This is a genomic window from Hymenobacter miniatus (assembly GCF_016427455.1).
GTDB lineage: Bacteria > Bacteroidota > Bacteroidia > Cytophagales > Hymenobacteraceae > Hymenobacter > Hymenobacter armeniacus.
Genome location: NZ_JAELXR010000002.1, coordinates 466,662 through 492,403 on the forward strand (window position 1 = coordinate 466,662; position 25,742 = coordinate 492,403).

Sequence of the window (25,742 nt, forward strand, 5' to 3'; positions counted from 1 at the left end):
AACTCAGGTTACGTGCGAGCTGCAAAACGAACGCAAATATGCCCTTCTGCCCCCGGTTTCGTTAAACGCCCAGCTCCGTCAGCGCGCGCTCGGCCGCCAGCTGCTCCGCCTGCTTTTTGCTTAGGCCCATGCCGGTGGCAATGATTTCCTCGTCCAGCAGCACGTTGGCCGTGAATTCCATCATGCCGCCGGGCCGGGCTTCGCCGGTGATGTCGTAGCGCACGGTTTTTCCTTCGCGCTGGGCCCACTCCACCAGCTTGCTCTTGAAATTGGCCGTGGTGGTGGTGAGGGTGTGCACGTCCACGAAGCCCTTCACTAGGCGCGTGAGCACAAATTTGCGGGCGGCCTTGTAGCCCAAATCCAGGTACACGGCGCCCACCAGCGCCTCCAGCGCGTTGCCGTTCACCGAGCGTGAGCGGGCGGCGCGGCCCTGCGCAGCGTCCAGCTGCACCAGCTTGTCGAGACCCAGCTTCAGGGCGATGCCGTTCAGGCTTTCGCGGTTCACGATGCGGGAGCGCACCTCTGTCAGGAAGCCTTCCTGCTCGTAAGGGTATTTCTTAAACAGGTATTCGGCTACCACCGTGCCCAGCACGGCGTCGCCCAGAAACTCCAGCCGCTCATTGGTTTGGTGACGGCCGATGCTGGGCTGCTGCCGCACCGCCGAGGAGTGCGTGAACGCCAGCCGGTACAGCTTGGCGTTCTTGGGCGTCTGCCCCGTGACGGTTGCCACGGCCTGCCGAAAGGCTTTATCGGAAGCAAAAAAACGGGAAACGAAGCCGAGCAAGAGAAAGAGAAAATTAGATACTGGCAGGAAATTTGGCAGGAAAAACCGACCAAAAAAGAACGTCATGCTGAGCGAAACCGAAGCATCTCTCCCGCAATACTAACTCAATCGAAAGGATTAGTTGCGCGGCAGAGATGCGTCGGCTTTGCTCAGCATGACGTTCTGAGTACCGTTCATGTAAGAAAACGGAGCGCCTACAGCTTGCGGAAAATCACCGACGTGTTGTGGCCGCCAAACCCGAAGGTGTTGCTCATGGCCACCCGCACGTCGCGCTCCTGCGCCACGTTCGGCGTGAAGTTCAGCGCTTGGTTGATTTCCGGGTCGGGCGTGTGCAGGTTAATGGTGGGGGGCACCACGCCGTGCTGCATAGCCAGCAGGCAAGCCACGGCCTCCACGCCGCCGGCCCCGCCCAGCAGGTGGCCGGTCATGCTCTTGGTCGAGGAGATGTTCAGCTTTTCGGCGTGCTCGCCGAATACCTGCTCAATGGCTTTAATTTCGGCGCCGTCGCCCAGCGGCGTGCTGGTGCCGTGGGTGTTGATGTAGTCCACGTCGGCGGCCGTGATGCCGGCGTCGCGCAGGGCGTTCTGCATCACGAGCACCACGCCGCTGCCCGTGGGGTCGGGCGCGGTGATGTGGTAGGCGTCCGACGACATGCCGCCGCCAATCAGCTCGGCGTACATTTTGGCGCCGCGGGCCTTGGCGTGCTCGTACTCTTCGAGCACCAGCGCACCGGCGCCTTCGCCCAGCACGAAGCCGTCGCGGTCCTTGTCATACGGCCGCGAGGCCGAAGCCGGGTCGTCGTTGCGCTCACTCATGGCCTTGAGGGCGTTGAAGCCGCCCACGCCCGATTCGGTGATGGCCGCTTCGGAGCCGCCCGTAATCATCACGTCGGCCAGGCCGAGGCGGATGTTGTTGAAGGCGGCGATGATGGAATCGTTCGACGAGGCGCAGGCCGACGTCGTCACGAAATTCGGCCCTCGGAAGCCGTTTTTGATGCTGATGTTGCCCGACGCAGAGTCGGCAATCATGCGCGGAATGAAGAAGGGCGAGTAGCGCGGCGTGCCGTCGCCCCGCTCAAACTGGAAGCACTCTTCCTGCAAGGACTTGAGGCCGCCGATGCCGGAGCCCCAAATCACGCCCACGCGGTCCTTGTTCACGCCGCTTTCCAGCAGGCCCGAGTCGGCGATGGCCTCGTCGGCGGCAATCACGCCAAACTGCGTGAACAAGTCCATTTTGCGGCCCTCTTTGCGGTCGAAGTAGGCGTCCGGATTGTAATCCTTCACCTCGCAGGCAAAGCGGGTTTTGAACTTGCTGGGGTCGAAGCGGGTGATGGTGGCCGCGCCGCTGGTGCCCGCGCGCAGGCCTTCCCAGTAAGCGGGGGCGGTGTTGCCCAGGGGCGTGATGGCCCCGAGGCCGGTAACGACAACCCGTCGGATGGACGTCATACAGAGCAAGCGCCACTGGCGCGAATGATGAAGCGGGATAAAACAGCAAAACCGGCCGGCGGCTAGCCGGCCGGTATGCGCAGAACAGGGGTCACGCCGAACGAAACGAGGAACCGGGGTAAAGGCTACAACTCAAATTGCTCGCAATGCTGGACGGTGACGAAATACTACTTGGCGTGCTCTTCGAGGTAGCTAATGGCTTGGCCCACGGTGCCGATGTTCTCGGCCTGGTCGTCGGGGATGCTCACGTTGAACTCCTTTTCGAACTCCATGATGAGCTCAACGGTATCCAGCGAGTCAGCACCCAGGTCGTTGGTGAAGCTTGCTTCGGGGGTAACCTCCGAGGCTTCAACGCCCAGTTTATCAATAATAATGGCCTTTACTTTTTCTGCGATTTCAGACATTTCCGTGGGGGTTTAAGGAAAACTACGGCACAAAGTAACGAGAGATTTTCCAATGAACCCACGGCCGCGCTTTTCAAATAGGGGTACAACATTATGGCGGCGCGGCTGGCAACCGCCCCGCGCAGGCCGTAGCTTTGCCCTGCCCGCCCGCGGGTGCCCTTTTTGCGGCTGCCATGAAAACCTTCACCCTCGACGTTGACTACGAGTGCGACTTTGCCCTGTTTGGGCTGGTGAGCAGCACCCGCGACTACACCCTGGCCTGGACCCTGAACCGGGCCCTGCGCCTGCGCCTGGTGAAGCAGCCCGAGCTGCTGCTGAACCTGCTCAGCCGCGGCCGGCTCGTGTTCACGCACTACCTGCACGCCACCGAGGCCCTCACCTTCCGGCTGCTGCGCAACCGCTCGGTGGCGCCCTCCACGCTCAAAAAGCCCTTTCTGGCGCCCGACATTAAGGAATACGACTACCTGCTGGCCGTCACCAACGGCACCGGGCCGCTGGCCGACCACGAGCTCATGGAGCAGCTGGCCGCCCTCGACGCCGTGCAGTACGTGTGTCAGTTTGACCCCAACACGCTCAAGTACAAAGAGAACCTGATTCTGTGAGTCTGGGCTGGCCTGGCCCGCGGCTGCCCGGCTTGTTTAACCGGCAAAGCCTGGCATACGGCACGCAGTGAGCAGCCCGGGCGTTGGTCAAAATAGGGGCCTTTCCGTATCGGTATCGACATCTTGCGGACAAATGCCCCACTGGCAATAGGCATTTCAATTTAATTAAACGACTTTTGCCCTGCTGAGCCCTTCCAAACCGGGGCCTGCCTCTTGCAACGCCTGCTACTTCAGCCGATGTACTGTGGGCAACCTGTCCCCTCCTTTTTTTCAGGTGGGGAGTTTTTTTGTACCGACATTTTCGCATTTCGCATGGATAACCATCCTGTTTTCAACAAAACCAAAATCGTGGCCACCGTGGGCCCGGCTTCCAATACCTACGAGCGCCTCGGCATCCTCATCCGCGAGGGCGTGGATGTGTTTCGCCTCAATTTTTCCCACGGCTCCTACGAAGACCACCTGAGTGTGATTAACACCGTGCGCCGCCTGAATAAGGACATGCGCACTTCCGTGGGCTTGCTGCAGGACTTGCAGGGCCCCAAGATTCGCCTGGGCGAAGTAGAAGGCGGCGGCGTCGAGATTAAGGCTGGCGACAAGCTCAAACTGGTGTGCGGCGAGAAGGAAATCAGCACGGCCACGCGCCTGAGCACCATCTACATGGGCCTGGCCCGCGACGTGAAGGCCGGCGACATGATTCTGATTGACGACGGCAAGATTGAGCTGAAAGTGCTGGCCACCGACCGCGAAACCGAAGTGGACGTGGAAGTGGTGTACGGCGGCCTGGTGAAGCCCCGCAAAGGCATCAACCTGCCCGACTCGGAAGTATCGGCCCCTAGCATGACCGAAAAGGACATCGAGGACCTGCAGTTTGGCCTGCTGCACGACGTGGACTGGGTGGCGCTGAGCTTTGCCCGCAAGGCCGACGACATTCGCTTCATCAAGAAAATCATTGCCGACGCCGGCAAAACCACCCGCGTGGTGGCCAAGATTGAGACGCCGGACGGCCTGCGCAACATCGACGAAATCATCGCCATTACCGATGCCGTGATGGTGGCCCGGGGCGACCTCGGCGTGGAGGTGAAGATGGAAGAGGTGCCCATGGCCCAGAAAATGATTATCGCCAAGTGCAACGCGGCCGGCAAGCCCGTCATCGTAGCCACCCAAATGATGGAATCGATGATTACGGCCCCCCGCCCCACCCGCGCCGAAACCAGCGACGTGGCCAACGCCGTGCTCGACGGCGCTGACGCCGTGATGCTCTCCGCCGAAACCGCCGTGGGTGCCTATCCCGCCGAGGTCATTCGCTCGATGGTGGGCACCATCCTGAGCGTGGAAAGCCGCAGCCCGCAGCTCTTCCATAAATGGTGGCCCATCGACCCGAACGGCCCCAACTTCATGGCCGACAGCGTACTCTCTGCTTCCTGCCACCTGGCCAAAAACACGGGCTCGAAGGCCATCACGGGCATGACGCACCACGGCTACACGGCCTTCCAGCTGGCCAAATACCGCCCGAAGGCGAACATCTTTATTTTCACCGATAACCGCAACCTGCTCACGGCGCTGAGCCTGGTGTGGGGCGTGCGCAGCTTCTACTACGACCGCCTCATCAGCACCGACAGCACCATCACAGACATCCGCTACGTCCTCACCACCACCGGCCACCTCGAAGCCGGCGACGTGTTCATCAACACCGGCTCCATGCCCATCCAGGACAAGGGCAAAGCCAACATGGTGAAAGTGAGCGTGGCCTAAACCCGCGCTGCCAAACGCAAAAAAGCCCCCGCTGCATGAGCAGCGGGGGCTTTTTTTATGGACAACCCAACGCTTACTCGTGGGTGAGCTTCCAAGTGGCGGTGGCGTCGGGGCTGCTCAGGTGCAGCAGGTAGAGGCCGGCGGGCCGTCCGGCCAGCGGTACAGCCACGGTGGTTTGGCTCGCGGACACGGGCGCATTCCACACGGTGCGGCCCAGGGCATCGGTCAGGCGCAAGAATTGGCCGGCGCGAGCGGGCTGGGCTAGCGTGAGCACAGCGGCGTCGGTGGCGGGGTTTGGGTGCAAGGTGGCCACGTCGGCGGCTGCGGCGGCCCGGGTGGGCAGCAGGCCTGTAAAAGTTAGCGGTGAGCCGCACGTAATCGGGATACCCGTGCCAAGGGTCCGGCGGTAATAGATAAGGCGGGTATCCGCGGTGGAAACGACACCCAGGCCCAGTGCCAGCGAAAAGTTCTGTCGCCATCCGATATCGACGCCCGTACTATATTGCCCAACAGGTGCACTGAATCCGGGGCCGGGAAACACCTCAATAAACCCTAGGTACAATCCATTGGGCGCACACCCGTTTCCGTTACTATTCATTAGAATACCCCGCCCTACCAGCAATGGCGGCGACTGGCTTCCGAACGCATTCACGTACTCACCCGTTAGCAACGGCAACGCTGGAAATTGCGCAGATTTGCCCGTTTGGAGTGAAACGGCCCAGCGTCCTCTGTAAATAGGATATACTTCAGTGCTAGCTGTGCCACCAGTAGGGGTAGCAAAATAATTGGTTCGCGTTTGTTCTTGGTAAGTAAAAACTAGACTATCCGTCGTTAACTGCCGAGAGAGAATACGACGAAAAGTATAGCTCTCCGAAGACGGGAATGGCGAGATGGTAAATGGTTCGGTAAAGTACCCCATTTCATCGCCGGGCTGGAAGTTGAATAGCAACGTCGGGTTATAGGGCGATTGCGACAAGGTCATGGGCAGGCGCGCCTGCGTCCACTGCGGCGCGGTGCTTACGGCACTCAACCATTGTGGCCCTTGCAACAAGCCATACGAACGACTTAAACGCACCACTTGGCCAGTACTCAGTGTGATGACGGCCACCGAATCCGAAGGGCTTCCCGCGGCGTTGTTCACTGGTTGCCAGCTTCGGCTGGTGAGGGTAGCCGTGAGGCTTGGAGAAGAGCTGGCAACCCAAGTGCTGCCAACCGGCGCTTGAGGGCGTAGCTGCAACGAAAATGCGGGTTGAAAGCCGCCTTCAGCCACGTTTTCGAGCACGAAAGCCGCGGGATTGCGCTGCCACAGCAGCCGAGCACCAAACAAGTTGTTGCGGCTTTTACGATAAACACCGAAGGGGTTTGTGCTTTGCTCTCCCCCGTTGCTTAGCTTAACGATTCGCCGAAATCCCCAAGCAGAATCGCCGCTGGCCGTAACGTAAGCCGAATCGAGCCGAAGCGTGAGCGCGCTGTTGCTGCCAGGCCCACTGAATGCATAAATCAGCCCCGGCCGAAACGGCCGCCAGGCCTGCTGCGCCCGCGCTGAGAATGTGCTAACAAGCATCACAACGGCCAGCAGCGGCCGCGCCAAAAGGTAAAAGTGTTTCATGCTCAGGGGTAGCTTAACGTGGAACGGTGCCCGTAAGGTACGCCACCTGAGCAATTTACCAAGCGCACGACCCGGCCAAACGCAAGAAGCCCCGCTCGTTGCCGAGCGGGGCTTCTGTGATGAGCGCGAGACCAGGCCTTGGGGCGGCGCAGCCTGGCCTCGCTAAACTCGTAGTCGCACTAGAGCGCGTTAACGAGCTTTGTCAGCTTGCTTTTGTTGTTAGCAGCTTTGTTCTTGTGGATGATGTTCTTCTTGGCCAAACGGTCCAGCATCGACGTCACCTTTTTCAGCAGCTCCTGGGCAACCGTTTTGTCGGTGGCTTCGCGCAGGCGCTTGATGGCCGTGCGGGTGGATTTGTGCTGGTAACGGTTCAACACGCGCTTGGCTTCGTTGCTGCGGATGCGTTTGAGGGCCGACTTATGGTTTGCCATGAGCAGGAAATATAGGGGAGCGTTATGCTTGAGTTCTGTGTTTGGGAGGGCAAAGGTACGAAACCGTCTGACAATTTCAAACCATGTCGGCAAAAATATTGACGCAAAGCCGTTTCAGCGAGGCCATAGCGGCTGTGGCGATAGGCGAAGCGGCCGTACTCTCACCGGCATAAGCCGCATTTCTATTCACCCTGTCTTCATTTCGGCCTGCTAAATTAGTATGCATGCCGATTAAGACCGAACTTTACTCTCTACCCCACCCAGCGCGCATCCTGCATCAGTAAGCCACCCCGCGCCATGCCTCTTGTATCGAAACCCGCTTACCAGCCGCCGTTTTACTTGTTCAACGGCCACTTGCAAACCATCGTGCCCAGCCTGTGGCGCACCGTGCCCGACGTGGCTTACCAGCGCGAACGCCTGGAATTGCCCGACGGCGACTTCCTGAACCTGGACTGGAGCCGCCTGCCCGAAATGCGCCTCACCGACGGCCTAGCCATCGTGTCGCACGGCCTGGAGGGCGACGCGTCGCGGCCTTACGTGCGCGGCATGGTGCGCGCCCTCAACCGCGCCGGCCTCGACGCGCTGGCCTGGAACTACCGCAGCTGCGGCGGCGAGATGAACCGCCTGCTCCGCTCCTACCACCTCGGCGACACCGACGACCTGGACGCGGTGCTGCGCCACGCCCTGGCCAGCGGGCGCTACCGGCGGGCCTACCTGTTGGGCTTCTCGGCCGGCGGCAACGTCACCTTGAAATACCTGGGCGAAGACGCCGGCCGCGTGCCCGCCGAGGTGCAGCGGGCGGCCGTGTTTTCGGTGCCCACCGATTTGCGGGCCAGCTCCATCCACATTGGCCGGCCCCAAAACCAGGTGTACATGCGCCGCTTCCTGAAATCGCTGCGCCAAAAAATTCGCGACAAGGCCGCCCTGCTGCCGGGCGAAGTGGACCTGGATGGCTTGGAGTCGCTGCGCAATTTTCCACAGTTCGACGACAAATACACCGCGCCCATGCACGGCTTCGACTCGGCCGATGCCTACTACCAGCACGCCAGCTCCGGCCGCTACCTGAGCGGCATCCGGGTGCCCACGCTACTGGTGAATGCCCAGAACGACCCGTTTCTGCCGGCTTCGTGCTTCCCCAAGGAGGTGGCCGAGCAGTCGCCCTACGTGTTTCTGGAAACGCCTCCGGACGGCGGACACGTGGGCTTTGCGGAGAGCAACGGCGAGTATTATTCGGAGCGTCGCGCGGTGGAGTTTCTCACGGCGGAGGTGCCGGCGTAACAATTAAGCCCTGTCAGTCTCATCTGGTGTCCGCATAGCAAAGGATGACAGGTGAGTCGCCTTATTTCGCAGGCACAAAAACGACCTTTTTTGTTTCAAAGAATTCCTCCTCAAAAAAGCTGCTCAAATCCGTGACTTTGGCTTTCAGGCCAGACTCGGCGATTTCCTCAGTTAGGTCGCCGCCTTTCAGGTAGTATAAACCGGCGCCGGGCACGCCCTGGGGCTTGAAGCGGTGGGCAATCCAGGGGTGGAAGGTGGCGAGGCGGGCCACGGCGCGGCTCACCACGTAGTCGTATTTGGTGCGGAGCTGCTCGGCGCGGGTTTGCTCGGCCGTTACGTTGTGCAGGCCCAAGGCGGCCGCCATGAACTGCACGGCCCGGATTTTCTTGCCGATGCTGTCGACGAGGTGGAAATGCACGTCCGGAAACATGATGGCCAGCGGCAGGCCGGGCAGGCCGCCGCCGGTGCCCACGTCGAGCACGGCGCTGCCTTTGGGAAACTGGATGACTTTGGCAATGCCCAGCGAGTGCAGCACGTGGCGCTCCACGAAATTGTCCATGTCGGTGCGCGACACGAGGTTGATGGCTTCGTTGGTGGCCCGGAACTCGGTTTCAAGCTGCTGAAATAGCTGAAGCTGCTGGGGCGTGAGCGCGGGGAAGTAGTGCGGCAAAAGGTTCATGGGTGCAAAGGTGCACGGTTTGGGGGTTTTGCCACGACACGAAACGGTCCTGCTCATCTGGCGTCCGCGCAGTCGAAGCATTTCTACTGCGCGAGCAATTATTTACTACCACACGCGAGATGCTTCGGCTGCGCGGACGCCAGATGAGCAGGACGTTCTTTTTTTATCGTTCAATACCGAAACTCATCAAAAAAGCCCCGACTCGCATCGGGGCTTTTTCACAACTTAAATAATTTGCTTGGTGTGCTTCACCATGTCATAGAGCAGCTCGCGGGCGCGGTGCAGCTGGGCTTTCACGGTGCCGAGCGGGGCTTTGAGCTCGGTGGCAATTTCTTCGTAGCTGAGTTCGTCGAAATAGCGCAGGCTCACGAGGCGCTGGTATTTGTCGGGCAGGCGGGCCACGACGTGGCGCATGATTTCGATTTTCTGGTTGCGCACGGCGTGTTCGGCCGGGTTCAGGTCGTTGTCGCGGAAATCGATGGTGATTTCGTCGCCGTTGTCGACCTTGATGGCCGAGTCAATCGACATGGTTTTGATTTTATTCTTGCGAATAAAATCAATGCAGTTGTTGGTGGCAATGCGGAACAGCCAGGTGCTGAAGGCGTATTCCGGGTTGAACTTGTGCAGGTTGCGAAACGCTTTGGCGAAGGCTTCGATGGTGAGGTCTTCGGCGTCGTCCTGGTTGCGCACCATCTTGAGCACCACGTGGTACACGGGCTTCTTGTAGATGTGCATCAGCTCGGCGTACGCCTTTTCATCGCCGTTGTCCACCGCGGCCCGAATCAACTTGAAGTCGTGCTTGGCTTTGGCGGAAAACTGCTTTTGAATATCTTGATTGTTTACTTCCATCGAAGGGTGCGGTTGAGGAATAGCGAGATTCCCAGGGCGAGGTATTGGAAAAAATAAACCACGTCGAGCACGGGCAGCAACCCGACGATTACGGGCTGACCCAGGCGGCTACTCAAACGGGCATACACCGCACCCATGAACAAAGTTCGGAGGGTGTATACCACCGCCAAAGGTACCCAATTGTTTGAAGAAAATGCTAGCGCGACCGTAGCGAAGTAGAACAACACGTTTGCCGCCACGAACGTGCCAATGCGCAACCGGTCGGCCAGGCGGTAGGCGCGGCCGGCCGACAAATGCCGCCGTTTCTGGTGCCACCACGCGCGCCAGGTAGGCGCGGGCTCGCTCAGGGTGTGGGCGCTGGCATCGGCCACCACGGTGATGCGCTGGCCGTAGCGCACGGCGTCCTGCACCAGCAGGTCGTCGTCGCCGGAGAGCAGGCGCATGTGCGAGGCAAAGCCTTTGGTGGCGTTGAAGCAGGCCCGCGTGTAGGCAAGGTTGCGGCCCACGCCCATGTAGGGCCAGCCGCGCCAGGCAAAGCTGAGGTACTGCGCGGCGGTGAGCAGCGTTTCGTAGCGAATGAGGTGGTTGAGAAAGCCGGGCGCCGCGGCGTAGGCCGAAAACCCGAGCACCACGTCGGCCCCGCCGCCGTGCGCAAAGCCGCGCTGCATGAGGCGCAGCCACTGATTGGTGGCCGGAATGCAGTCGGCGTCAATGAACAGCAGGCGGGCGTAGCGGGTGGTTTTGACGCCCAGGGTGAGGGCGTATTTCTTGGGGGCGAAGCCGCGGGGCGTGCGGGCCACGCTCACGAGGCGCACTTTCTCGTGGTAATACTGGGCCAGCTGCTGGGCATATAAGTACGTGTCGTCGTCGCTGCGGTCGTCGATGAGCACGATTTCGAAGCCGGCCGGGTAGTCTTGCTGCAAGAGCAGGGGCAGCAGCCGGCGCAGGTTGTCGAGCTCGTTGTGGGCGCACACCACGATGGAAACCGGCTCGGCATCCGGCCCGGGCGCGTCGGCCGGGGCCTCGGCGGGCCGGCTGGCAAACGGCCAGAAGAAATACGCGGCGTACATGAGCTGCACCACTCCGCACGCCACGAGCAGCCAGAAAAACGGGGAAGTGGGTATGGGTATCTGCAACGGAACGACGGGCGTGAAGGGGCCGGCAAAAGTACGGGACGCCGGGCGGCTGGGCTACCTTTGTGGTTGCTTATGACTTTTGACCTTCTCGCCCAAGACCCGGGCACCAAAGCCCGCGCCGGCCGCCTCGAAACCGCCCACGGCACCATCGAAACTCCCATCTTTATGCCCGTGGGCACGGCCGGCACCGTGAAAGCGGTGTCGCAAAGCACGCTCAAGGAAGACATCAACGCCCAGATTATTCTCGGCAACACCTACCACCTCTACCTGCGGCCGGGGCTCGACGTGCTGCGCGCGGCCGGCGGCCTGCACCGGTTCAACGGCTGGGACCGGCCCATTCTGACGGACTCGGGCGGCTACCAGGTGTACTCGCTCTCGAACACCCGGAAGATTAAGGAAGAGGGCGTGAAATTCCGCTCGCACGTGGACGGCAGCCAGCATTTGTTCTCGCCGGAGGGCGTGATGGACATTCAGCGCGTCATCGGGGCCGACATCATCATGGCCTTCGACGAGTGCACGCCCTGGCCCTGCGAGTACGACTACGCCGCCCGCTCCCTCGACATGACGCACCGCTGGCTCCGGCGCTGCATCCAGCGCTTCGACAGCACCGAAGGGCTTTACGGCTACGAGCAGAACCTTTTCCCCATCGTGCAGGGCAGCACGTTCCGGGATTTGCGCGTGAAATCGGCCGAGTTCATTGCCGAGCAGGGCCGGGCCGGCAACGCCATCGGCGGGCTGAGCGTGGGCGAGCCCGCCGAGCTGATGTACGAAATGACCGAGCTGGTATGCGACATCCTGCCCAAAGACAAGCCGCGCTACCTCATGGGCGTGGGCACGCCGGCCAACATCCTGGAAAACATTGCCCTGGGCGTGGACATGTTCGACTGCGTGATGCCGACCCGCAACGCCCGCAACGGCATGCTGTTCACCACGCAGGGCATTGTGAACATCACCAACAAGAAGTGGGAAACCGATTTCTCGCCCCTCGACCCCGAACTTGGCGGGCACGCCAGCACGTTCTATAGCCGCTCCTACGTGCGGCACCTGTTCCAGTGCAAGGAAATGCTGGGCCCGCAAATTGCCTCGGCCCACAACCTGGCCTTCTACCTGTGGCTGGTGAAGGAGGCTCGCAAGGAAATCCTGGCCGGCACGTTTGGCCCCTGGAAAGACCGCATGGTGAAGCAGGTAATGACGCGTTTATAAAGCAGTTAACAATTAACGGTGAGCAGTTATTCAATTACGTTCTGCACTGCTCACTGTTCACTGCCAACTGTTCACTGACTTAAAATGAACATCCTCGATAAATACATCATCAAGAAGTTTCTGGCCGCGTTTTTCTTCTCGGTGGTGATACTCGTGTCGGTGATTTGCGTGATTGATTTCACCGAAAAAAACGATGACTTTATCCAGCATAATTTGTCGATGGGGAAAATCATTTTCGGCTACTACATCTACCTGTTTCCGTATTTCGCCAACCTGCTTTCGCCGATTACCATCTTCATCGCCGTCGTGTTTGTGACGGCGCAGCTGGCGGCGCGCACCGAGATTGTGGCCATTCTGGCCAGCGGTGTCAGCTTTAAGCGGCTGATGCTGCCCTACGCCATGGGCGGGGCGGTGGTGGGGCTGCTCATTTTCGGGCTCATTGGCTGGGTGCTGCCCATCGGCAACAAGTCGCGGGTGGCGTTTGAGCGGGCGTATATCAAGCTGCCGTTTCGGTTTCAGGGGCGCAACGTGCACATCAAAATTGGCCCAAAAAGCTACGTGTACATGGAGAGCTACGACAACACGAGCAACGTGGGCTTTCACTTTGCCCTCGAAACCGTGGACGGCACCGTGCTGCGCCGCCGCCTGACGGCCGACGCCATCAACTGGGACTCGACCAAGCACGTGTGGCATTTGTCGCCGCAGCTGGTGCGCACCTTCCGCGGCGCGCAGGACGAAACCCTGCAAACCCTGCCCGCCCGCGACACCACCATGAACCTGCGCACCGAGGACTTCGCCAGTAACTACAAGCTGGCCGAAACCTTGACCCTGCCCCAACTCAACGCCTACATCAAGGACAAAATAGAGCGCGGCGCCGACGACACCCAACTCTACATGAGCGAGAAGTACGAGCGGTATGCCTACCCGTTCTCCATCATCATCCTGACGCTGATTGGCGTGATTCTGAGCGCCCGAAAATCAAGGGCCGGCGTGGGCGGGCAAATTGCGCTGGGGTTCGTGCTGGCCTTTATATTCATCATTTTCGTGATGCTGAGCCGCAACCTGGCCCAGGTGGGCAGCCTTTCGCCGCTGGTGGCGGCCTGGGTGCCCAGCACGGTGTTCAGCGTCATCGGGCTGGTGCTGTACCGGTTTGTGCCGAAGTAGTACCTGCAGCAAGCAGGCGAGGTGTTGTTGGGCGGTCATGCAGAGCGCAGCGAAGCATCTCGCGTGCAATAGCTAATTACTACCCCGAGCGTGATGCTTCGCTGCGCTCTGCATGACGTTCTGTTTGCTTACCTTCTATGCTCCGCGACTATCTCAAGCTTCATTTCATTGTGCTCCTGTGGGGCTTCACGGCCATTCTGGGCAAGCTCATTGCGTTGCCGTCGGTGGAGCTGGTGTTTTGGCGCACGCTGCTGGCGGCCACGGGGCTAGCCGTGCTGCTGGGCGCGCGGCGCATGCCCTGGCGCATTCCGGTGGGCCAGGTGTTGCGGCTGCTGGCCGTGGGCGCGCTGGTGGCCACGCACTGGATTACCTTTTTTCTGGCGGCGCGGCTGTCGTCGGTGAGCGTGTGCCTGGCGGGCTTGGCCACGCTGGCGCTGTGGACTTCGCTGCTCGAGCCGCTGCTACTCTGGCGCCGGGTGCGCGGCTACGAGGTGGGCCTGGGCCTCATCACCATGGTGGGCCTGTACCTGGTGAGCCAGGCCGAATTTGACCAATTGCTGGGCCTGGGCGTGGCGGTGCTGTCGGCGGGCTTGTCGGCCCTGTTCAGCGTGCTGAACTCGAAGCTGATAAAGCAGCACCCGCCGCTGCGGCTCACCTTTTACGAGATGCTGGGAGCCTGCCTGAGCATCGCGCTGTTCTTCCCCATCTACAGCCAATTTTTCACCCAGGGCAAGGGCCTGCAGCTGGCCTGGCACGGCCTGGACTGGCTCTGGCTGGGCCTGCTGGCGGGCGTGTGCACCGTGTACGCCTTTTCCACGTCGGTGGAATTGATGAAGCGCCTCTCCCCTTTCGCCGTCAACCTGACCATCAACTTGGAGCCGGTGTATGGCATTGCCATGGCGGCGGGCATCTACTGGCTGCACACCAAAGGCCTGTTGCACGCCCCGCAGTTCAACGGCGAACGCATGAGCCTGGGCTTCTACATTGGCACTCTGCTCATTGTGCTCAGCGTGCTCATTCACCCGCTGGTGGCGCGGCTGATGAAAGACAAAAAGCCGGATTTGGAGCCGGCCATGCCGGTTTAGAGCACGCCCTGCCACACGGCGTACTCGGCTGGCCACGCCATCGGCGCGGGCTGCGCGCCCGCGGGCCACAGCCCGTACACCGCCGAGCCCGAGCCCGACAGACTGGCGTACGTAGCACCGGCCTCGTAAAGCCGCTGCTTAATGTCGGCCAGCACGGGAAAGGCGGGCGTCAGGGCCGTTTCGAAATCGTTGCTGACGGTGTCGCGCCAGGTGGCCATGGGCTGCGCCAGTGCCTCCCGCAGCGGAAACTTCGGCGCCTGCGGCACAATGCGGGCGTACGCCTCGGCCGTGCCAATATGCAGCCCCGGGTACACCACCACGCACGTCAGGCCGGACAGGCTCAGGTCAATTTTCTCGAATACGTCGCCCTTCTCCACGGCCAGCACGGGCTGGTTGCGAATAAAAAAGGCGCAGTCGGAGCCCAGTCGGCGGGCGTAGTTTTCAAGGGCTTCCGGCGCGAGGCCCAGTTGAAATAATTCATTGGTGGCCGTGAGCGCAAACGCAGCATCGGCCGAGCCGCCGCCCAGGCCGGCCCCAATGGGCACTATCTTGTGCAGGTAGAGTTGCGCGAGCGGCAGCTGCGGGAAATCGGCTTGCAATAGCTCGTAGGCCCGCACGCACAGGTTGGTGGCGGGGTCGCCGGGAATGGGGCGGCCGGTGAGCGTGATGCTCGTGGGCTGGCCCGGCGCGGCGGGCAGGATTTCCAGCGCATCGGTCCAGGGCAGCGGCACAAACACCGATTCGATGCTGTGGAAGCCGTCGGGCCGGCGCTGGGTGACGTAGAGGCCGAGGTTGAGCTTGGCGTTGGGGAAAACGAGCATGAGGACAGCGCAAGCCAAAGCCTGCGACGCAAAGTTACTTTTGCGTTGTGCCCGCTCCCGATTCTTTTTACACCCGCCACGGCAAGCGCTGGCTCGACGTGGCCATTGCCTTGCCGCTGCTGCTGCTCACGCTGCCGCTGCTGCTGGGCGGGGCCGCCGTGGCCGCCGCTCAAAACCGGGGCCGCTGGCTGTTTCGGCAGGTGCGGCCGGGCTGGCACGGGCGCCTGTTCACGCTCTACAAGCTCCAGACCATGACCGACGCGCGCGACGCCGCCGGCCAGCTGCTGCCCGATGCCGCGCGCCTGCCCGCCGCGGGGCGCTGGCTGCGCGCCACTTCGCTCGACGAACTGCCCCAGCTCTGGAACATCCTGCACGGCGACCTGAGCCTGGTGGGCCCGCGCCCGCTGCTGCCCGAGTACTTGCCCCTCTACACGCCCACCCAGGCCCGCCGCCACGAGGTGCGGCCCGGCCTCACGGGCTGGGCGCAGGTGAACGGCCGCAATGCCATCAGTTGGGAAGAAAAATTTGCCTTCGACGTGTGGTACGTCGATAACCTGTCGTGGCGGCTGGACCTGACCATTTTGTGGCGCACGGCCGGGCGTGTGCTGCGCGGCAGCGGCGTGGCCACGCCGGGCCACGCCACCACCCTGGCCTTCCGGGGCACGCCCCCGCCCCCGGTTTCCCCGTAGATAGCCCCCTATGACCACCTTGTTTTTCTCAGACTACGAAGCCGGCGAAACCGGCGCCCCCCTCGTCATCTTCGGGGCCGGCGGGCTGGGCCGTGAAGTGCTGTTGCTGATTCGGCAGCTCAACGCCACCCTGCCCACCTGGGACGTGCGCGGCTTTTACGACGACGTGGCACCGGCGGCGCCCACCGTGGCCGGCCTCCCCTACCTCGGCACCAGCGCCGACCTCAACGCCACCACCGAGCCGCTGGCCGTGGCCGTGGCCGTGGGCAGCTCGGCCAGCCGCGCTGCCGTGGTGGGCCGCCTCAGCTCTCCCCACCTGTCGTTTCCGGCGTTGGTGCACCCGCAGGTGGTGCTGGGGCCCGAGCAGCGCATCGCGCTGGGCGAGGGCTGCCTCGTGCAGCAAGGCTGCATCCTGACCTGCGACATTTCGTTGGGCCGCTTCGTGCTGCTCAACCTGGGCTGCACCGTGGGCCACGACGCCGTGCTGGAAGATTTTTGCTCCCTGATGCCGCACGCCAACGTGAGCGGCGCCGCCCGGCTGGCCGCCGGCTGCTACCTGGGCACCAACGCCACGGTAATTCAGGGAGTGCGCGTGGGAGAGGGCAGCATTGTGGGGGCCGGGGCCGTGGTGGTACGCGACTTGCCGCCCCACGTGACGGCCGTGGGCGTGCCGGCGCGGGCCCTCAAGGTGGAAGATAAATAACCTGCTGGAACCAGAACGCCATGCCGGCCGCGCCGACCATGACGTTCTTTGCACTTCTTAAGCAACAGCATGCGCAGCCAGGACTACGACCGCCTTTACCTTTCCCCGCCCCACCTCGGCCGGCACGAGCTGAACTACGTGCACAAAGCCATTGAAGACAACTGGGTGGCGCCGGCCGGGCCCAACCTGGCGGGGTTTGAGGCCGACATCTGCGCGGCGGTGGGCGTGCCCTACTGCGTGGCGCTGAGCTCGGGCACGGCGGCCATTCACCTGGGGCTGTTGGTGCTGGGCGTGGGGCCCGGCGATGAGGTGCTGTGCCCCTCCTTCACCTTCGTGGCCACGGCCAACCCCGTGGTGTACCTGGGGGCTACCCCGGTGTTTGTCGACAGCGAGCCCGACACCTGGAACCTGTGCCCGGAGCGCCTGCGCGAAGCCATTCTCGACCGCCTGGCCCAAGGCAAAAAGCCGAAGGCGCTCATCGTGGTGCACCTCTACGGCATGCCGGCCAAGCTGCCCGAAATTCTGGCCGTGGCCAAAGAATTCGACATCCCTATTCTGGAAGACGCCGCCGAAGCCTTGGGCTCCGAATGGCAGCAGCAGCCGCTGGGTGGCTTCGGCCGGGTGGGCGTGTTTTCCTTCAACGGCAACAAGATTCTGACCACCAGCGGCGGCGGCGCCCTCGTCACCTACGACCGCGCGCTGGCCGAGAAGGCCCGCTTTCTCGCCACCCAGGCCAAGGACGACGCGCCCCATTACCAGCACTCGCAAACCGGCTACAACTACCGCCTCAGCAACATCCTGGCCGGCATTGGCCGCGGCCAGATGGAGCTGCTGGAGGAGCGGGTGAAGCGCCGCCGCCAGATTTTCGACTGGTACCGCGAGCACCTTTCCCGCCTGCCCGGCATCACGGTGGCCCTGGCGCCGGAGCCAGCCGGCAGCCGCTCCAACCGCTGGCTCACCACCATCCTGGTGAATCCCGCCGACCCGGACGCCGACGCGCCCGCCCGCCCCGTCACGCCCGAAACCCTGCGCCTGCACCTGGAAACGCGCAACATCGAGAGCCGGCCGCTGTGGAAGCCCCTGCACCTGCAGCCGCTGTTTGCCAGCGCGCCCACGTACGGCGGCGCCGTGTGCGCCGACCTCTTCGCCCGGGGCCTGTGCCTGCCCAGCGGCACGGCCATGGGCGAAGGCGAGCTGCGCCGCGTGAAAGAGGCCCTGGCCGAGGCGCTGGGGTAGCCGCTGATACCGTCGGCTAACCCTCCTTTGGGGAAGCGTAGGCGCTTGTTGGTTGGAGTTTACGAAACTCCAACCAACAAGCCATTTCGTAAACCGTGAATCGTAGACGGGTTTCGTACACTTGGTTTGCGCCACAGGGGCCAGTTGGCCATGAGATACAGAGCCAGTTCTTTTCGTTCACGGAAAGGAGCGTTCGAGTCAGACAGTGCATTATTACTTACTAGGCAGTCGAAGTGTCAAGGGGTAAGGAGTGCCCTTCTATCTTGCACCATGGTTTATCGGATTGGTTCATTTGTCTTCACTGGGCTGCTCTTGGGTGCCTGTGCATCTGACCGCTGTAACCCGCAGCAACGCAACCTTTCCCATGGTGGGCACCTCTACTTTAAGCTAGTTGACGCCCGCACGGGAGAACCGTTATGGGCCACCGATTCAGCCGCGCCCTCCCGCTACGTACTCGATTCAGCCCGGGTGTTTCGCGGCGAAGAACGGAGGTGGACTATCCATGATGAAGCGCGCCCCGGACAACTCGGGATTGTGGTGGTGGGCCTGGAGCGGGACAGCCTGCCACTGAAGACCGGTCTGGCCCAACGCTTCCTGCTATGGCCCACCCGGTCCGATGTCGATACCATTGAGGTCCATTATTCCCTCCAAGAAAACGAGTGCGGCTTTCGCGAGTTTCGGCGCATCCACGTCCTCTACAACCGCACTACAGTATACGTTGACAGCGGCATCATCCGCATCCCCACCCTGACCTTTCGCAAGTAGAAAGTTTACTGAAACGGTCTATTTTCTATTCCGCCTTTTCCGTAAGAAGCAACGCGTGCGGTGCCTTCTTGTTCGCAACGAGTGCCACGAGTCGCCCGGATGCGCAGCCATACGCCGCCAGGTTTCAGCGGCAACACGCACTGCCACCACCCGCAGTGCCCGGCCAGTACTCACGGCGGGCTTCAGGAGTTGCCGAAGGACCGCACGAGTGCTTGCAAAGCATTTCCCGATTTTCCAGAACCGGGCAACGATGACTCGCGGGGCATTTCCGGTGTTTCGGAACCGGGCCACGCGCCCTCGTTGCCCGCTTCCGGCAACGCCAAAGGCCCCCGCGAGTCCTCGCGGAGGCCTTGCCTATGGACCGGCAGCGGCCCGCGAGCTCGCGCTAGGGCTGGACGGGCGAGGGACCGGCCGCGGCTTTCTTTTTGGCCTTGGGCAGCTTGGCCGCCGAGAAATCGAAGAAGCTGTACACCTTCTCGGCGTCGTCGTACTTGAGTTCCAGCTGGGCCTTGAAGCGGCGCTGGGCGCGGGCAATGGCGGCGCGGTCGTCGGCCAGCTCCAGGCGGGCGTCGGCGATGGTGGCGGTCCGGGCGTCGCGGGCGGCATCGGCGGCGACCAGGGCGGCGTACCGGGCCTGGGCGCCGGCGGCCACCTCGGCGGGCAAGGCGGCTTGCTGGGCCCGGTACAGGGCCACGAGGGCCTGCGACGCGGTGAGCAGCTCGGGCTGGGCCAGCTCGGCCAGCCGGCTCTTGCCAAACTTCTTGAAGTCGGCGTAGACGGGCAGCTTGCGGAGCTTGGGCGTGACGTGGTCCTTCATGGCGTCGTCCACGAACAGCAGCCACTCGGCGCGGGCCTGGCGGAAGGCGTCGGTGCCCCCGGCCGTGGGCTGGTTGCGGTCGGTCAGGTTTTCGTCGAAGCCGGCAATGGCGGTTTCCAGCTCGGCCAGCAGCGGGGCAAACGCGGCGCCGAGGGCGGCCTCGCGGCCGGCCCGCAGGGCGTATTCGGCCTGGGCCTTGTAGGCGGGCCGCGCCATGCGCAAGGCCAGGAAAGGGTTGTCGAAATAGGTAGAGTAGGCGCCTTGCATGGGGGAAGAAAAAAGAGAAAACGGTAGACCGCGGAAGTGGTCACGCGCTGACTATCAGCGGCGGCGTAAGAGTAGCGCTTTTTTGTTTACCAACCTAGCGCACACCGTAGCACGGTGTTTGCCGTTAAAGGGGCATCCATCTTTTTATTTCCATGAAAAACCTTCGCCTTTTCGCGGCCCTCCTGCTGGCCCTGCCGCTGGCCGCCGCCGCCCAGACCACGCCCACCAAAACCACCACCACGCCGGCCCCGGCCACCACTCCCGCCACGGTGCCCCCCGGCATGCAGCCCCAAACCGAAGTAACCGAAGACCTGGACCCGGCCACCGGCAAAGTCATTCGGCGCACCACGCGCACCATTTACGTGCCGGCGGGCACCGCCGCCCCGTCGTCCACGACCACCAAAACCACCACGCCCAGCCCCACCACGGCCGACGTGCCCGCTGGGCCGGCCACCGATGCCCAAGTGACCACGTTCCTGCGCAAGAAAACCACGGTTTCCACCCTCACCACCGCCGGCCTGCTTGACGCTTACAGCCGCTTCATGGACCGCGTACACAGCGACCGTTCGGGCTGGAACGCCGCCGACTGGGCCAACGCCTCGGCCGTGCTCAGCCGCCTCAACGGGCGCTACGAGCAGCTCCGCGGCAGCTTTTCGTTCGATGACAAAGTGAACATTCGTGCGCAGCAGGCCGAATACCAGGCCCTGCGCACCGGCCGCCAAATTTCCGAGCAAGTGTCGGACAAGCTGTAAGAAAACGCCGCAACGCCTCCGTGGCTTATTGCCGAATGGCTATTTACCTAAAAGGCCCCTGTGTACGCACAGGGGCCTTTTTTATTTTCCTTAGTGGTGGTGGTGCTCCTCCTCGGGCGGCGGGGGCAGCTCGGCCGCGGCGCGGTAGAGCAGGGCCGTGGGCACGCGCGGGTAGTGGTGGTGCAGGTGATGAAAGGCAAACGAGGCCGTGATGGGCGTCCAGGCCTGGGCCAGGGCCGCAGCCGTGCGCGCCGCCGGGTTGCGCGACGACACGTGGTGCGGCACGTACGACGCCCAGATGGGCATCGTCGCGCTCATCACAAACGCCACGCCCCAGTACACCAGCCCCACCAGCGAGCCCGTGGCCCAGTATAGGACCACAAAAGCCAGCAGCAAGGCCAGGGTCAGCCCGGTTTCGATGAGCTGAATGCGGCGCGTATTCGGAGCAATGCGCAGCGACTCGCGGCGCAGCATGAGCGTGTGCCAGGGCCCCTGCCACAGCACCCGCGAGAAGCTCCAGGTGGCCGGCGCGCCCTCGGGGTCGGCCTCGGTGAGGCAGCGGCCGTGGTGGCGCAGGTGCGTCACCTGCAAGCCGTGGCCGCTTTTGAGAATGAGCAGCCCGGCCAGGGTCAGCACCCGCTCGTTGGCGGGCTTGGGCAGGCCCAGGGAGTTGTGCATGGCGTCGTGCATCATCACAAAAGCCGCCAGGCACACCACGGCGGCCAGCGGCACGGCCAGCCACCACCAGCTGGCCAGCGCGCAGCCCACGTACAGGGCCAGCAGCACCCAGGGCCGGGCCAGTTCCACGCGCCGCTGGGCAGGAGTGAGTTCAAGTTTCATGGAAGTGAATGAGGTTTATTCCCGGGCTTCGTACCGCAGCGGCAAGGCATGCGCCGGAATGTGCTCCGGGGCCACGCTGCGCCAGGTAGCATGAAACGAACCCGTATAGCCAAATAGCTTGCCCAGCACCGGGTTGCGCACCACCACTTCAATGCGGTAGCAGCCGGCGGCATCGTCGTACCACTCTTCCACATCGGCCAGCGCCGCCAGCACGCCGGGCAGGCGAAACGCCAGGCGGCCTTCGCGAAAGCGCTGCGCGCCCGACCGCAGCCGCAGCCCGCCCCGCTCGGTCACGGCCATGTCAATGTCCACGGCCACGTGTTGGTGGGTGCCCAGGTAGTCCACAATCGACTGGCGGGCGGCGCTGCGAATCATCGTTGCGTCGAAGCACCGGGTGTGCTCCGGGAAATGAAAGCGCCGAATCCAGGTCACGGTTTCGCGGCCCAAGGGGTCTTGGTACGCGTAGTTTTCGATGCGAAACGGCACGTTGTGCCCCGTCTCGGGGAAGGTGATGTGGCGCGCCAGGCCCGCTCGCAAAAACGGCTGCGTGAAAAACGGCCCGTGCCACACCCGTTCCATCACGCCCTCGCCCACAAACGCGCGATGGTCGCCGCTGCTAAAGCCCAGCCGCTCCTGAATGCGCGGGTGCAGCTTCTCAAAGTCGGCGCCCAGCTGCTGCTGATAGATGGAAGACATGGCAGGCAACGTGTGAATGTTAAGCAGTGGCTACGGGAGCTTCCCGCGGCACGCTCGCGGCAGTGCGCTGGCCTTCGGGCGGCCGGCGCAGGCACCGCGTGGCGCTGGGCACCAGTTCCGTCGGAATCAGGAGCGCCACCGCGGCCAGCGCCACCAGTGCCAGGTTCAGGGTGAGCGGGTTGAAAGGCGCCACAAATACGGCCGGCTGGCTGAATAGCGCCCCCGCGCCCAGCACCACCAGTCCCAGCATGTTCAGCCAGTACACCGGCCCCAGTCGCTGCAACGGCAGCACCCAAAACAGCAGCCCGAACAGAATTTCGCCCACGCCTACCGCCGAGGCCACGCTACGCGCCGCGCCCGCCGAAAAACCCGTGCCCTGCAAAATGCTCAGTTCACCGGTGTCCGGGTACAGCAGCTTGGGCACCACGCCCTGATACAGCCACACAACGCCCAGCGTAAACCGCACCAGGGCCATTATCAGCGCCAAAGCCCGCGATACCGCCGGCCGCTGCCCCTGCTCCAGCCACAGCCGCAGGCTGTCGAAGCTCCAAGCCGTGGCCCAACCGATGAGCGGCCGAAACACCAGCCGGTCAAGCCACTCCCCCACCGCGCCAAAGCGCGTCTGGTAATCGTAGCGCGTAAAAAAACGCAGGCCCTCCTCCGTTGGCACGTACTTCCAAAAGCCCGCGCCTTCGCGAATCAGCGACACCTTTTCTTCGGACCAAAACTTGAGCACCGAGGTGCGCTCTCCGTTTTTTTCGGTGGTGCCGAGGCTTTCGCCGCAGCCGGCCACGCCCAGCCCAAACCCAATGCGCGTGGCGTACAGAAACTGCTGCGGCTCGGCCTCCGACGGGCGCGGCAGGTACTCAATTTCGGTGAAGCGCAGGTCCCACTGCTGGTGCAGCTCGGGCTGCTGGGTGTGCGCCCAGAGCTGCTCCATGGAGCAGCGCATTTGGGCTTCTACGTAAATCGAGGGCCTCTTCATTTGTTATATTGAAGGTAGGCAGGAAGTGCCGGGCACCCAAGCGTTTCGGGCACCAGCGGCGGAATAAAACGCGTGAATTTTTACTCTAATGCCTGGGCCAGGTCGGCCAGCAGCTCTTCCACGGGCTCGATGCCCACGCTCAGGCGCACCAGCCCCACGGTAATGCCCAGCTCGGCCCGCTGCGCCTCGGTCAGGGCCCGGTGCGAGGTGGTGAGCGGGTGCGAGCACGACGAGTCCACGCCCGCCAGCGAAGGCGCGAACGGAAACCGCTGGCTGCGCTGCATGAAGCGGTTTACCACCGCCGCGTCGTCGGCCAGCCGAAACGACATCATGCCGCCAAACCGGCCACCGCCCTGGGCCAGCGCCAGCGCGTGCTGCGGGTGCGTGGGCAGCCCCGGGTAATACACCGCCTCCACGGCCGGGTGCTCGTCCAGAAACTCGGCCACCAGCCAGGCATTTTCGCTGTGGGCCGCCATGCGCAGGCGCAGGGTTTTGAGGCCGCGCACGCTCAGCCAGCTTTCCATGGGGCTCAGGGTGAGGCCGTACACCGTACCAATTTGGCGCAGGCGGGCGGCGTCCTCCGTAGTGCGGGCCACCACGGCCCCGGCCGTCACGTCGGAGTGGCCGGCGAGGTATTTGGTCACGCTGTGCATCACCAGGTCGGCGCCGTAAGCCAGCGGCTTGGTGAGCACGGGCGAAGCAAACGTGTTGTCGACCACCAGCTTCAGCCCGTGCGCGTGGCATTCGGTGGCAATGCGGGCCACGTCCACCACGCGCAGCAGCGGGTTGCTCATGGTTTCGCAGAGCAGCAGCCGGGTAGCTAGCGTCACGTGGGTCTTCAGGTCGTACAACTCCTCAAACGGCACGTAGCTCACCGTGATGCCCAGCCGCGCCAGCTCCAGGTTCAGCAGCGCCGCCGAGCCCCCGTAGATGTCGGCCGCGCACAGCACGTGGTCGCCGGCCCGGCAATAGGTCATCAGGGCCGCGAAAATGGCGGCCATGCCCGAGCCCGTGGCCACCGCCCCGGCGCCGCCCTCCCAGCGGCTCACGGCCTCGGCCAGTTCGTCGGAATTGGGGTTGCCGTTGCGCGAGTACATGTAGCGACTCTGCGGGTCGTCGATGTACTCTTGGATGGCGTTCAAATCCTCAAACTTGAAAACCGAGGTTTGGTAGATGGGGGTGACTTTGGGATGAATGGTCGAGAAGTCCATGGGTGGGAAAAAGCGCGTTAAGGCGCAAAGGTCGGCACAACCCCGGCTTTACACTTCCCCCGCCGCGGCCTTGTTCGTGGCCCGGTTTTCGCGCCGAAACACCTCCATCAGCACCAGGAAGTACGACACCAGCAGCGGCCCCACCACCAGCCCTATCAGCCCAAAAATCTCCACGCCCAGCACCAGTCCCACCAGCGTCACCAGCGGGTGAATGTCGCCCATGCGCTTGGCCAGCACGATGCGCAGCAGGTTGTCGACGTTGATAATGACGACGAAGCCCACCAGCAAAATGCCGATGGCCTGCCCGTTGTGCCCCTGCGAAAACTGATACAGCGCCGCCGGACCCCACACCAGCGGCGTGCCCAGCACCGGCAAAAACGCCATAAAAAAGGCCACCACGCCCCAAAACAGCGCATCAGGCACGCCAAATATCCACAGCGTAAGGCCCGTCAGAATGCTTTGCACCAGCGCCACCACCACCTGCCCCAGGACGTTGGCGTTCACGTTGTTTTTCAGCGACTCGCCCAGCTCCTTCAGCGTCTCGTTGCGGAACGGCAGGTAGCGGTGCAGGCCCAGCAGAAAGTAGGTTTCCTGCATAAACATGTAGTACATCGTGAACAGCATCAGGCCTACGATGACCAGAAAGGTGAGCGCGCTGCTGGCCAGCGTGGGCAGCCAGCTGCTCACCTTGGCGCCGCCCTGCAACAGCACCTGCCGCACATTAAACTGTTCGGTTATCTTAAACCCAATGGCCCGCTCTACCTTGTGCACCACTTCCAAAATCTGGTCCGGGTTCTGCGCAAACAGTATCAACCGGTCAAGCAGCAGCGAGCTCAGGGCGTAGAACGGAATCACGAGCACCACCACCGTCACCAGCAGCAGCAGAATGGTGACCAGCCGCCGGTTCCAGCGCCGCCGGTGCACCAGCGCCACCCACCACGGCCGAAACACCACAAACAGAATGCCCGCCGCCAGGAAAGCCGTGAGGTACTGCGCCAGCCCAAACACCATCAGGCCCGCCAGGCCCAGCAGCGAGGCCACCAGCAACACGTAGCGCTGGCGGTGGGTGTAAATGTTCTCGACGGCAATAAAGGGTTCAGAAGGTTTGTGCATAGCGGCGCAATTACGTCAGCATAGAATATTGCCTATACGCGTCAGCCAGAGTTTGGCCGCCACGCCGCACAAAAAAAGCCGTTTCTGCGGTGCAGAAACGGCTTTTGGTACCTCAACGGCTGGTAATTACGCCATGGCGCCTTCGGCGAGCACAATCACGTTGTTGCGCAGCACCTCCACCACGCCGCCTTCGATGCGGATGGCTTCGCGGCCGGCCGGGCCGGTCAGCGTCACCTGGCCAGCTTTGAGGGCGGCAATCAGCGGGGCGTGATTGTTCAGCACTTCAAACAAGCCATCCGCACCCGGAAACTGGGCCGACGTCACTTCGCCTTCGAATACCTTGCGGTCGGGGGTGATGATTTCTAAATGCATGTTTAGTTGTCAGTTGTTCGTTGTCAGTTGTTAGGCTTCAGCAGCTCGTTGCCG

The 25,742-nt window shown here is 62.7% G+C and carries 27 protein-coding genes; 11 read left to right on the forward strand and 16 right to left on the reverse strand.

What is annotated here, in order from left to right:
- Positions 1-61 precede the first annotated feature (61 nt).
- From rnc to JAO73_RS05065, 3 genes are all read right to left on the reverse strand, one after another.
- Positions 62-784: a ribonuclease III gene (gene rnc, locus JAO73_RS05055; RefSeq protein WP_233168693.1), complete on the reverse strand. Its 723-nt coding sequence runs from the start codon at positions 782-784 to the stop codon at positions 62-64.
- 194 nt (positions 785-978) lie between these two features.
- Positions 979-2,229, reverse strand: a complete 1,251-nt coding sequence (gene fabF, locus JAO73_RS05060) for a beta-ketoacyl-ACP synthase II (RefSeq protein ID WP_198976066.1) — start codon at positions 2,227-2,229, stop codon at positions 979-981.
- Positions 2,230-2,396: 167 nt separating this feature from the next.
- Positions 2,397-2,633, reverse strand: coding sequence for an acyl carrier protein (locus tag JAO73_RS05065; protein WP_019948606.1), 237 nt, complete (start codon positions 2,631-2,633; stop codon positions 2,397-2,399).
- Between the two features lie 173 nt (positions 2,634-2,806).
- On the opposite strand from JAO73_RS05065, the gene JAO73_RS05070 reads away from it, so the two are divergent.
- A complete protein-coding gene (locus JAO73_RS05070; RefSeq protein ID WP_190922984.1) occupies positions 2,807-3,235 on the forward strand; it encodes an IPExxxVDY family protein in 429 nt (142 codons plus the stop codon).
- 312 nt (positions 3,236-3,547) lie between these two features.
- Complete coding sequence (pyk, locus tag JAO73_RS05075) at positions 3,548-4,987, forward strand: pyruvate kinase (RefSeq protein WP_198976067.1); 1,440 nt, start codon at positions 3,548-3,550, stop codon at positions 4,985-4,987.
- Between the two features lie 73 nt (positions 4,988-5,060).
- On the opposite strand, the gene JAO73_RS05080 is transcribed toward pyk, so the two are convergent.
- Together JAO73_RS05080 and rpsT are read right to left on the reverse strand one after the other, a co-directional pair.
- Entirely contained in the window at positions 5,061-6,596 is a 1,536-nt protein-coding gene (locus JAO73_RS05080; protein WP_198976068.1) for a T9SS type A sorting domain-containing protein, read from the reverse strand.
- A 179-nt stretch (positions 6,597-6,775) separates the two neighbouring features.
- A complete protein-coding gene (gene rpsT / locus JAO73_RS05085; protein WP_190922980.1) occupies positions 6,776-7,027 on the reverse strand; it encodes a 30S ribosomal protein S20 in 252 nt (83 codons plus the stop codon).
- A gap of 297 nt (positions 7,028-7,324) precedes the next feature.
- Here rpsT and JAO73_RS05090 point away from each other — a divergent pair, with 297 nt between their 5' ends.
- Positions 7,325-8,305 (forward strand): YheT family hydrolase, encoded by a 981-nt coding sequence (locus tag JAO73_RS05090; RefSeq protein ID WP_198976069.1) that lies wholly within the window; start codon positions 7,325-7,327, stop codon positions 8,303-8,305.
- Positions 8,306-8,366: 61 nt separating this feature from the next.
- Here JAO73_RS05090 and rsmG read toward each other — a convergent pair whose 3' ends face one another.
- From rsmG to JAO73_RS05105, 3 genes are all read right to left on the reverse strand, one after another.
- A complete protein-coding gene (rsmG, locus tag JAO73_RS05095) occupies positions 8,367-8,984 on the reverse strand; it encodes a 16S rRNA (guanine(527)-N(7))-methyltransferase RsmG (RefSeq protein WP_198976070.1) in 618 nt (205 codons plus the stop codon).
- A 225-nt stretch (positions 8,985-9,209) separates the two neighbouring features.
- On the reverse strand, positions 9,210-9,833 hold the full coding sequence (locus JAO73_RS05100) for an RNA polymerase sigma factor (protein WP_190922977.1): 624 nt from the start codon (positions 9,831-9,833) through the stop codon (positions 9,210-9,212).
- Entirely contained in the window at positions 9,824-10,927 is a 1,104-nt protein-coding gene (locus tag JAO73_RS05105) for a glycosyltransferase (RefSeq protein ID WP_198976071.1), read from the reverse strand. The genes JAO73_RS05100 and JAO73_RS05105 overlap by 10 nt, the downstream gene beginning before the upstream one ends.
- A gap of 114 nt (positions 10,928-11,041) precedes the next feature.
- Between JAO73_RS05105 and tgt the strand changes: the two genes are divergently transcribed.
- The 3 genes from tgt (at position 11,042) to JAO73_RS05120 (ending at position 14,421) form a co-directional block, all read left to right on the forward strand.
- Positions 11,042-12,172 carry a tRNA guanosine(34) transglycosylase Tgt gene (gene tgt / locus JAO73_RS05110; RefSeq protein WP_198976072.1) on the forward strand — a complete coding sequence of 377 codons (1,131 nt, stop codon included), beginning with the start codon at positions 11,042-11,044 and terminating at the stop codon, positions 12,170-12,172.
- A gap of 84 nt (positions 12,173-12,256) precedes the next feature.
- Entirely contained in the window at positions 12,257-13,336 is a 1,080-nt protein-coding gene (locus JAO73_RS05115; RefSeq protein WP_198976073.1) for an LptF/LptG family permease, read from the forward strand.
- A 137-nt stretch (positions 13,337-13,473) separates the two neighbouring features.
- Positions 13,474-14,421 carry a DMT family transporter gene (locus tag JAO73_RS05120; protein ID WP_198976074.1) on the forward strand — a complete coding sequence of 316 codons (948 nt, stop codon included), beginning with the start codon at positions 13,474-13,476 and terminating at the stop codon, positions 14,419-14,421.
- Here JAO73_RS05120 and ispE read toward each other — a convergent pair.
- A complete protein-coding gene (ispE, locus tag JAO73_RS05125; protein WP_198976075.1) occupies positions 14,418-15,242 on the reverse strand; it encodes a 4-(cytidine 5'-diphospho)-2-C-methyl-D-erythritol kinase in 825 nt (274 codons plus the stop codon). The two genes, JAO73_RS05120 and ispE, sit on opposite strands and share 4 nt — an antisense overlap.
- A gap of 47 nt (positions 15,243-15,289) precedes the next feature.
- Between ispE and JAO73_RS05130 the strand changes: the two genes are divergently transcribed.
- The 4 genes from JAO73_RS05130 (at position 15,290) to JAO73_RS05145 (ending at position 18,635) form a co-directional block, all read left to right on the forward strand.
- The gene (locus tag JAO73_RS05130) at positions 15,290-15,931 is read left to right on the forward strand and encodes a sugar transferase (RefSeq protein ID WP_317191201.1); all 642 of its coding nucleotides are present in this window, start codon (positions 15,290-15,292) and stop codon (positions 15,929-15,931) included.
- 10 nt (positions 15,932-15,941) lie between these two features.
- The gene (locus JAO73_RS05135) at positions 15,942-16,634 is read left to right on the forward strand and encodes an acetyltransferase (protein ID WP_198976076.1); all 693 of its coding nucleotides are present in this window, start codon (positions 15,942-15,944) and stop codon (positions 16,632-16,634) included.
- A 48-nt stretch (positions 16,635-16,682) separates the two neighbouring features.
- Entirely contained in the window at positions 16,683-17,870 is a 1,188-nt protein-coding gene (locus JAO73_RS05140) for a DegT/DnrJ/EryC1/StrS family aminotransferase (protein ID WP_317191202.1), read from the forward strand.
- Positions 17,871-18,140: 270 nt separating this feature from the next.
- A complete protein-coding gene (locus JAO73_RS05145) occupies positions 18,141-18,635 on the forward strand; it encodes a hypothetical protein (RefSeq protein ID WP_198976077.1) in 495 nt (164 codons plus the stop codon).
- Positions 18,636-19,020: 385 nt separating this feature from the next.
- Here the strand turns inward: JAO73_RS05145 and JAO73_RS05150 are convergent, their stop codons facing one another.
- On the reverse strand, positions 19,021-19,719 hold the full coding sequence (locus JAO73_RS05150) for a hypothetical protein (RefSeq protein WP_198976078.1): 699 nt from the start codon (positions 19,717-19,719) through the stop codon (positions 19,021-19,023).
- Between the two features lie 152 nt (positions 19,720-19,871).
- Between JAO73_RS05150 and JAO73_RS05155 the strand changes: the two genes are divergently transcribed.
- Entirely contained in the window at positions 19,872-20,471 is a 600-nt protein-coding gene (locus JAO73_RS05155) for a hypothetical protein (protein ID WP_198976079.1), read from the forward strand.
- A gap of 90 nt (positions 20,472-20,561) precedes the next feature.
- Here the strand turns inward: JAO73_RS05155 and JAO73_RS05160 are convergent, their stop codons facing one another.
- From JAO73_RS05160 to atpC, 6 genes are all read right to left on the reverse strand, one after another.
- Positions 20,562-21,311: a fatty acid desaturase gene (locus JAO73_RS05160; protein ID WP_198976080.1), complete on the reverse strand. Its 750-nt coding sequence runs from the start codon at positions 21,309-21,311 to the stop codon at positions 20,562-20,564.
- A 15-nt stretch (positions 21,312-21,326) separates the two neighbouring features.
- Positions 21,327-22,007 carry a DUF4166 domain-containing protein gene (locus tag JAO73_RS05165; RefSeq protein WP_198976081.1) on the reverse strand — a complete coding sequence of 227 codons (681 nt, stop codon included), beginning with the start codon at positions 22,005-22,007 and terminating at the stop codon, positions 21,327-21,329.
- 19 nt (positions 22,008-22,026) lie between these two features.
- The gene (locus JAO73_RS05170; RefSeq protein ID WP_198976082.1) at positions 22,027-22,992 is read right to left on the reverse strand and encodes a DoxX-like family protein; all 966 of its coding nucleotides are present in this window, start codon (positions 22,990-22,992) and stop codon (positions 22,027-22,029) included.
- A gap of 80 nt (positions 22,993-23,072) precedes the next feature.
- On the reverse strand, positions 23,073-24,203 hold the full coding sequence (locus JAO73_RS05175) for a trans-sulfuration enzyme family protein (RefSeq protein ID WP_198976083.1): 1,131 nt from the start codon (positions 24,201-24,203) through the stop codon (positions 23,073-23,075).
- Between the two features lie 48 nt (positions 24,204-24,251).
- Entirely contained in the window at positions 24,252-25,316 is a 1,065-nt protein-coding gene (locus JAO73_RS05180; RefSeq protein WP_198976084.1) for an AI-2E family transporter, read from the reverse strand.
- Between the two features lie 126 nt (positions 25,317-25,442).
- Positions 25,443-25,688 (reverse strand): ATP synthase F1 subunit epsilon, encoded by a 246-nt coding sequence (gene atpC, locus JAO73_RS05185; protein WP_198976085.1) that lies wholly within the window; start codon positions 25,686-25,688, stop codon positions 25,443-25,445.
- Positions 25,689-25,742: the final 54 nt, after the last annotated feature.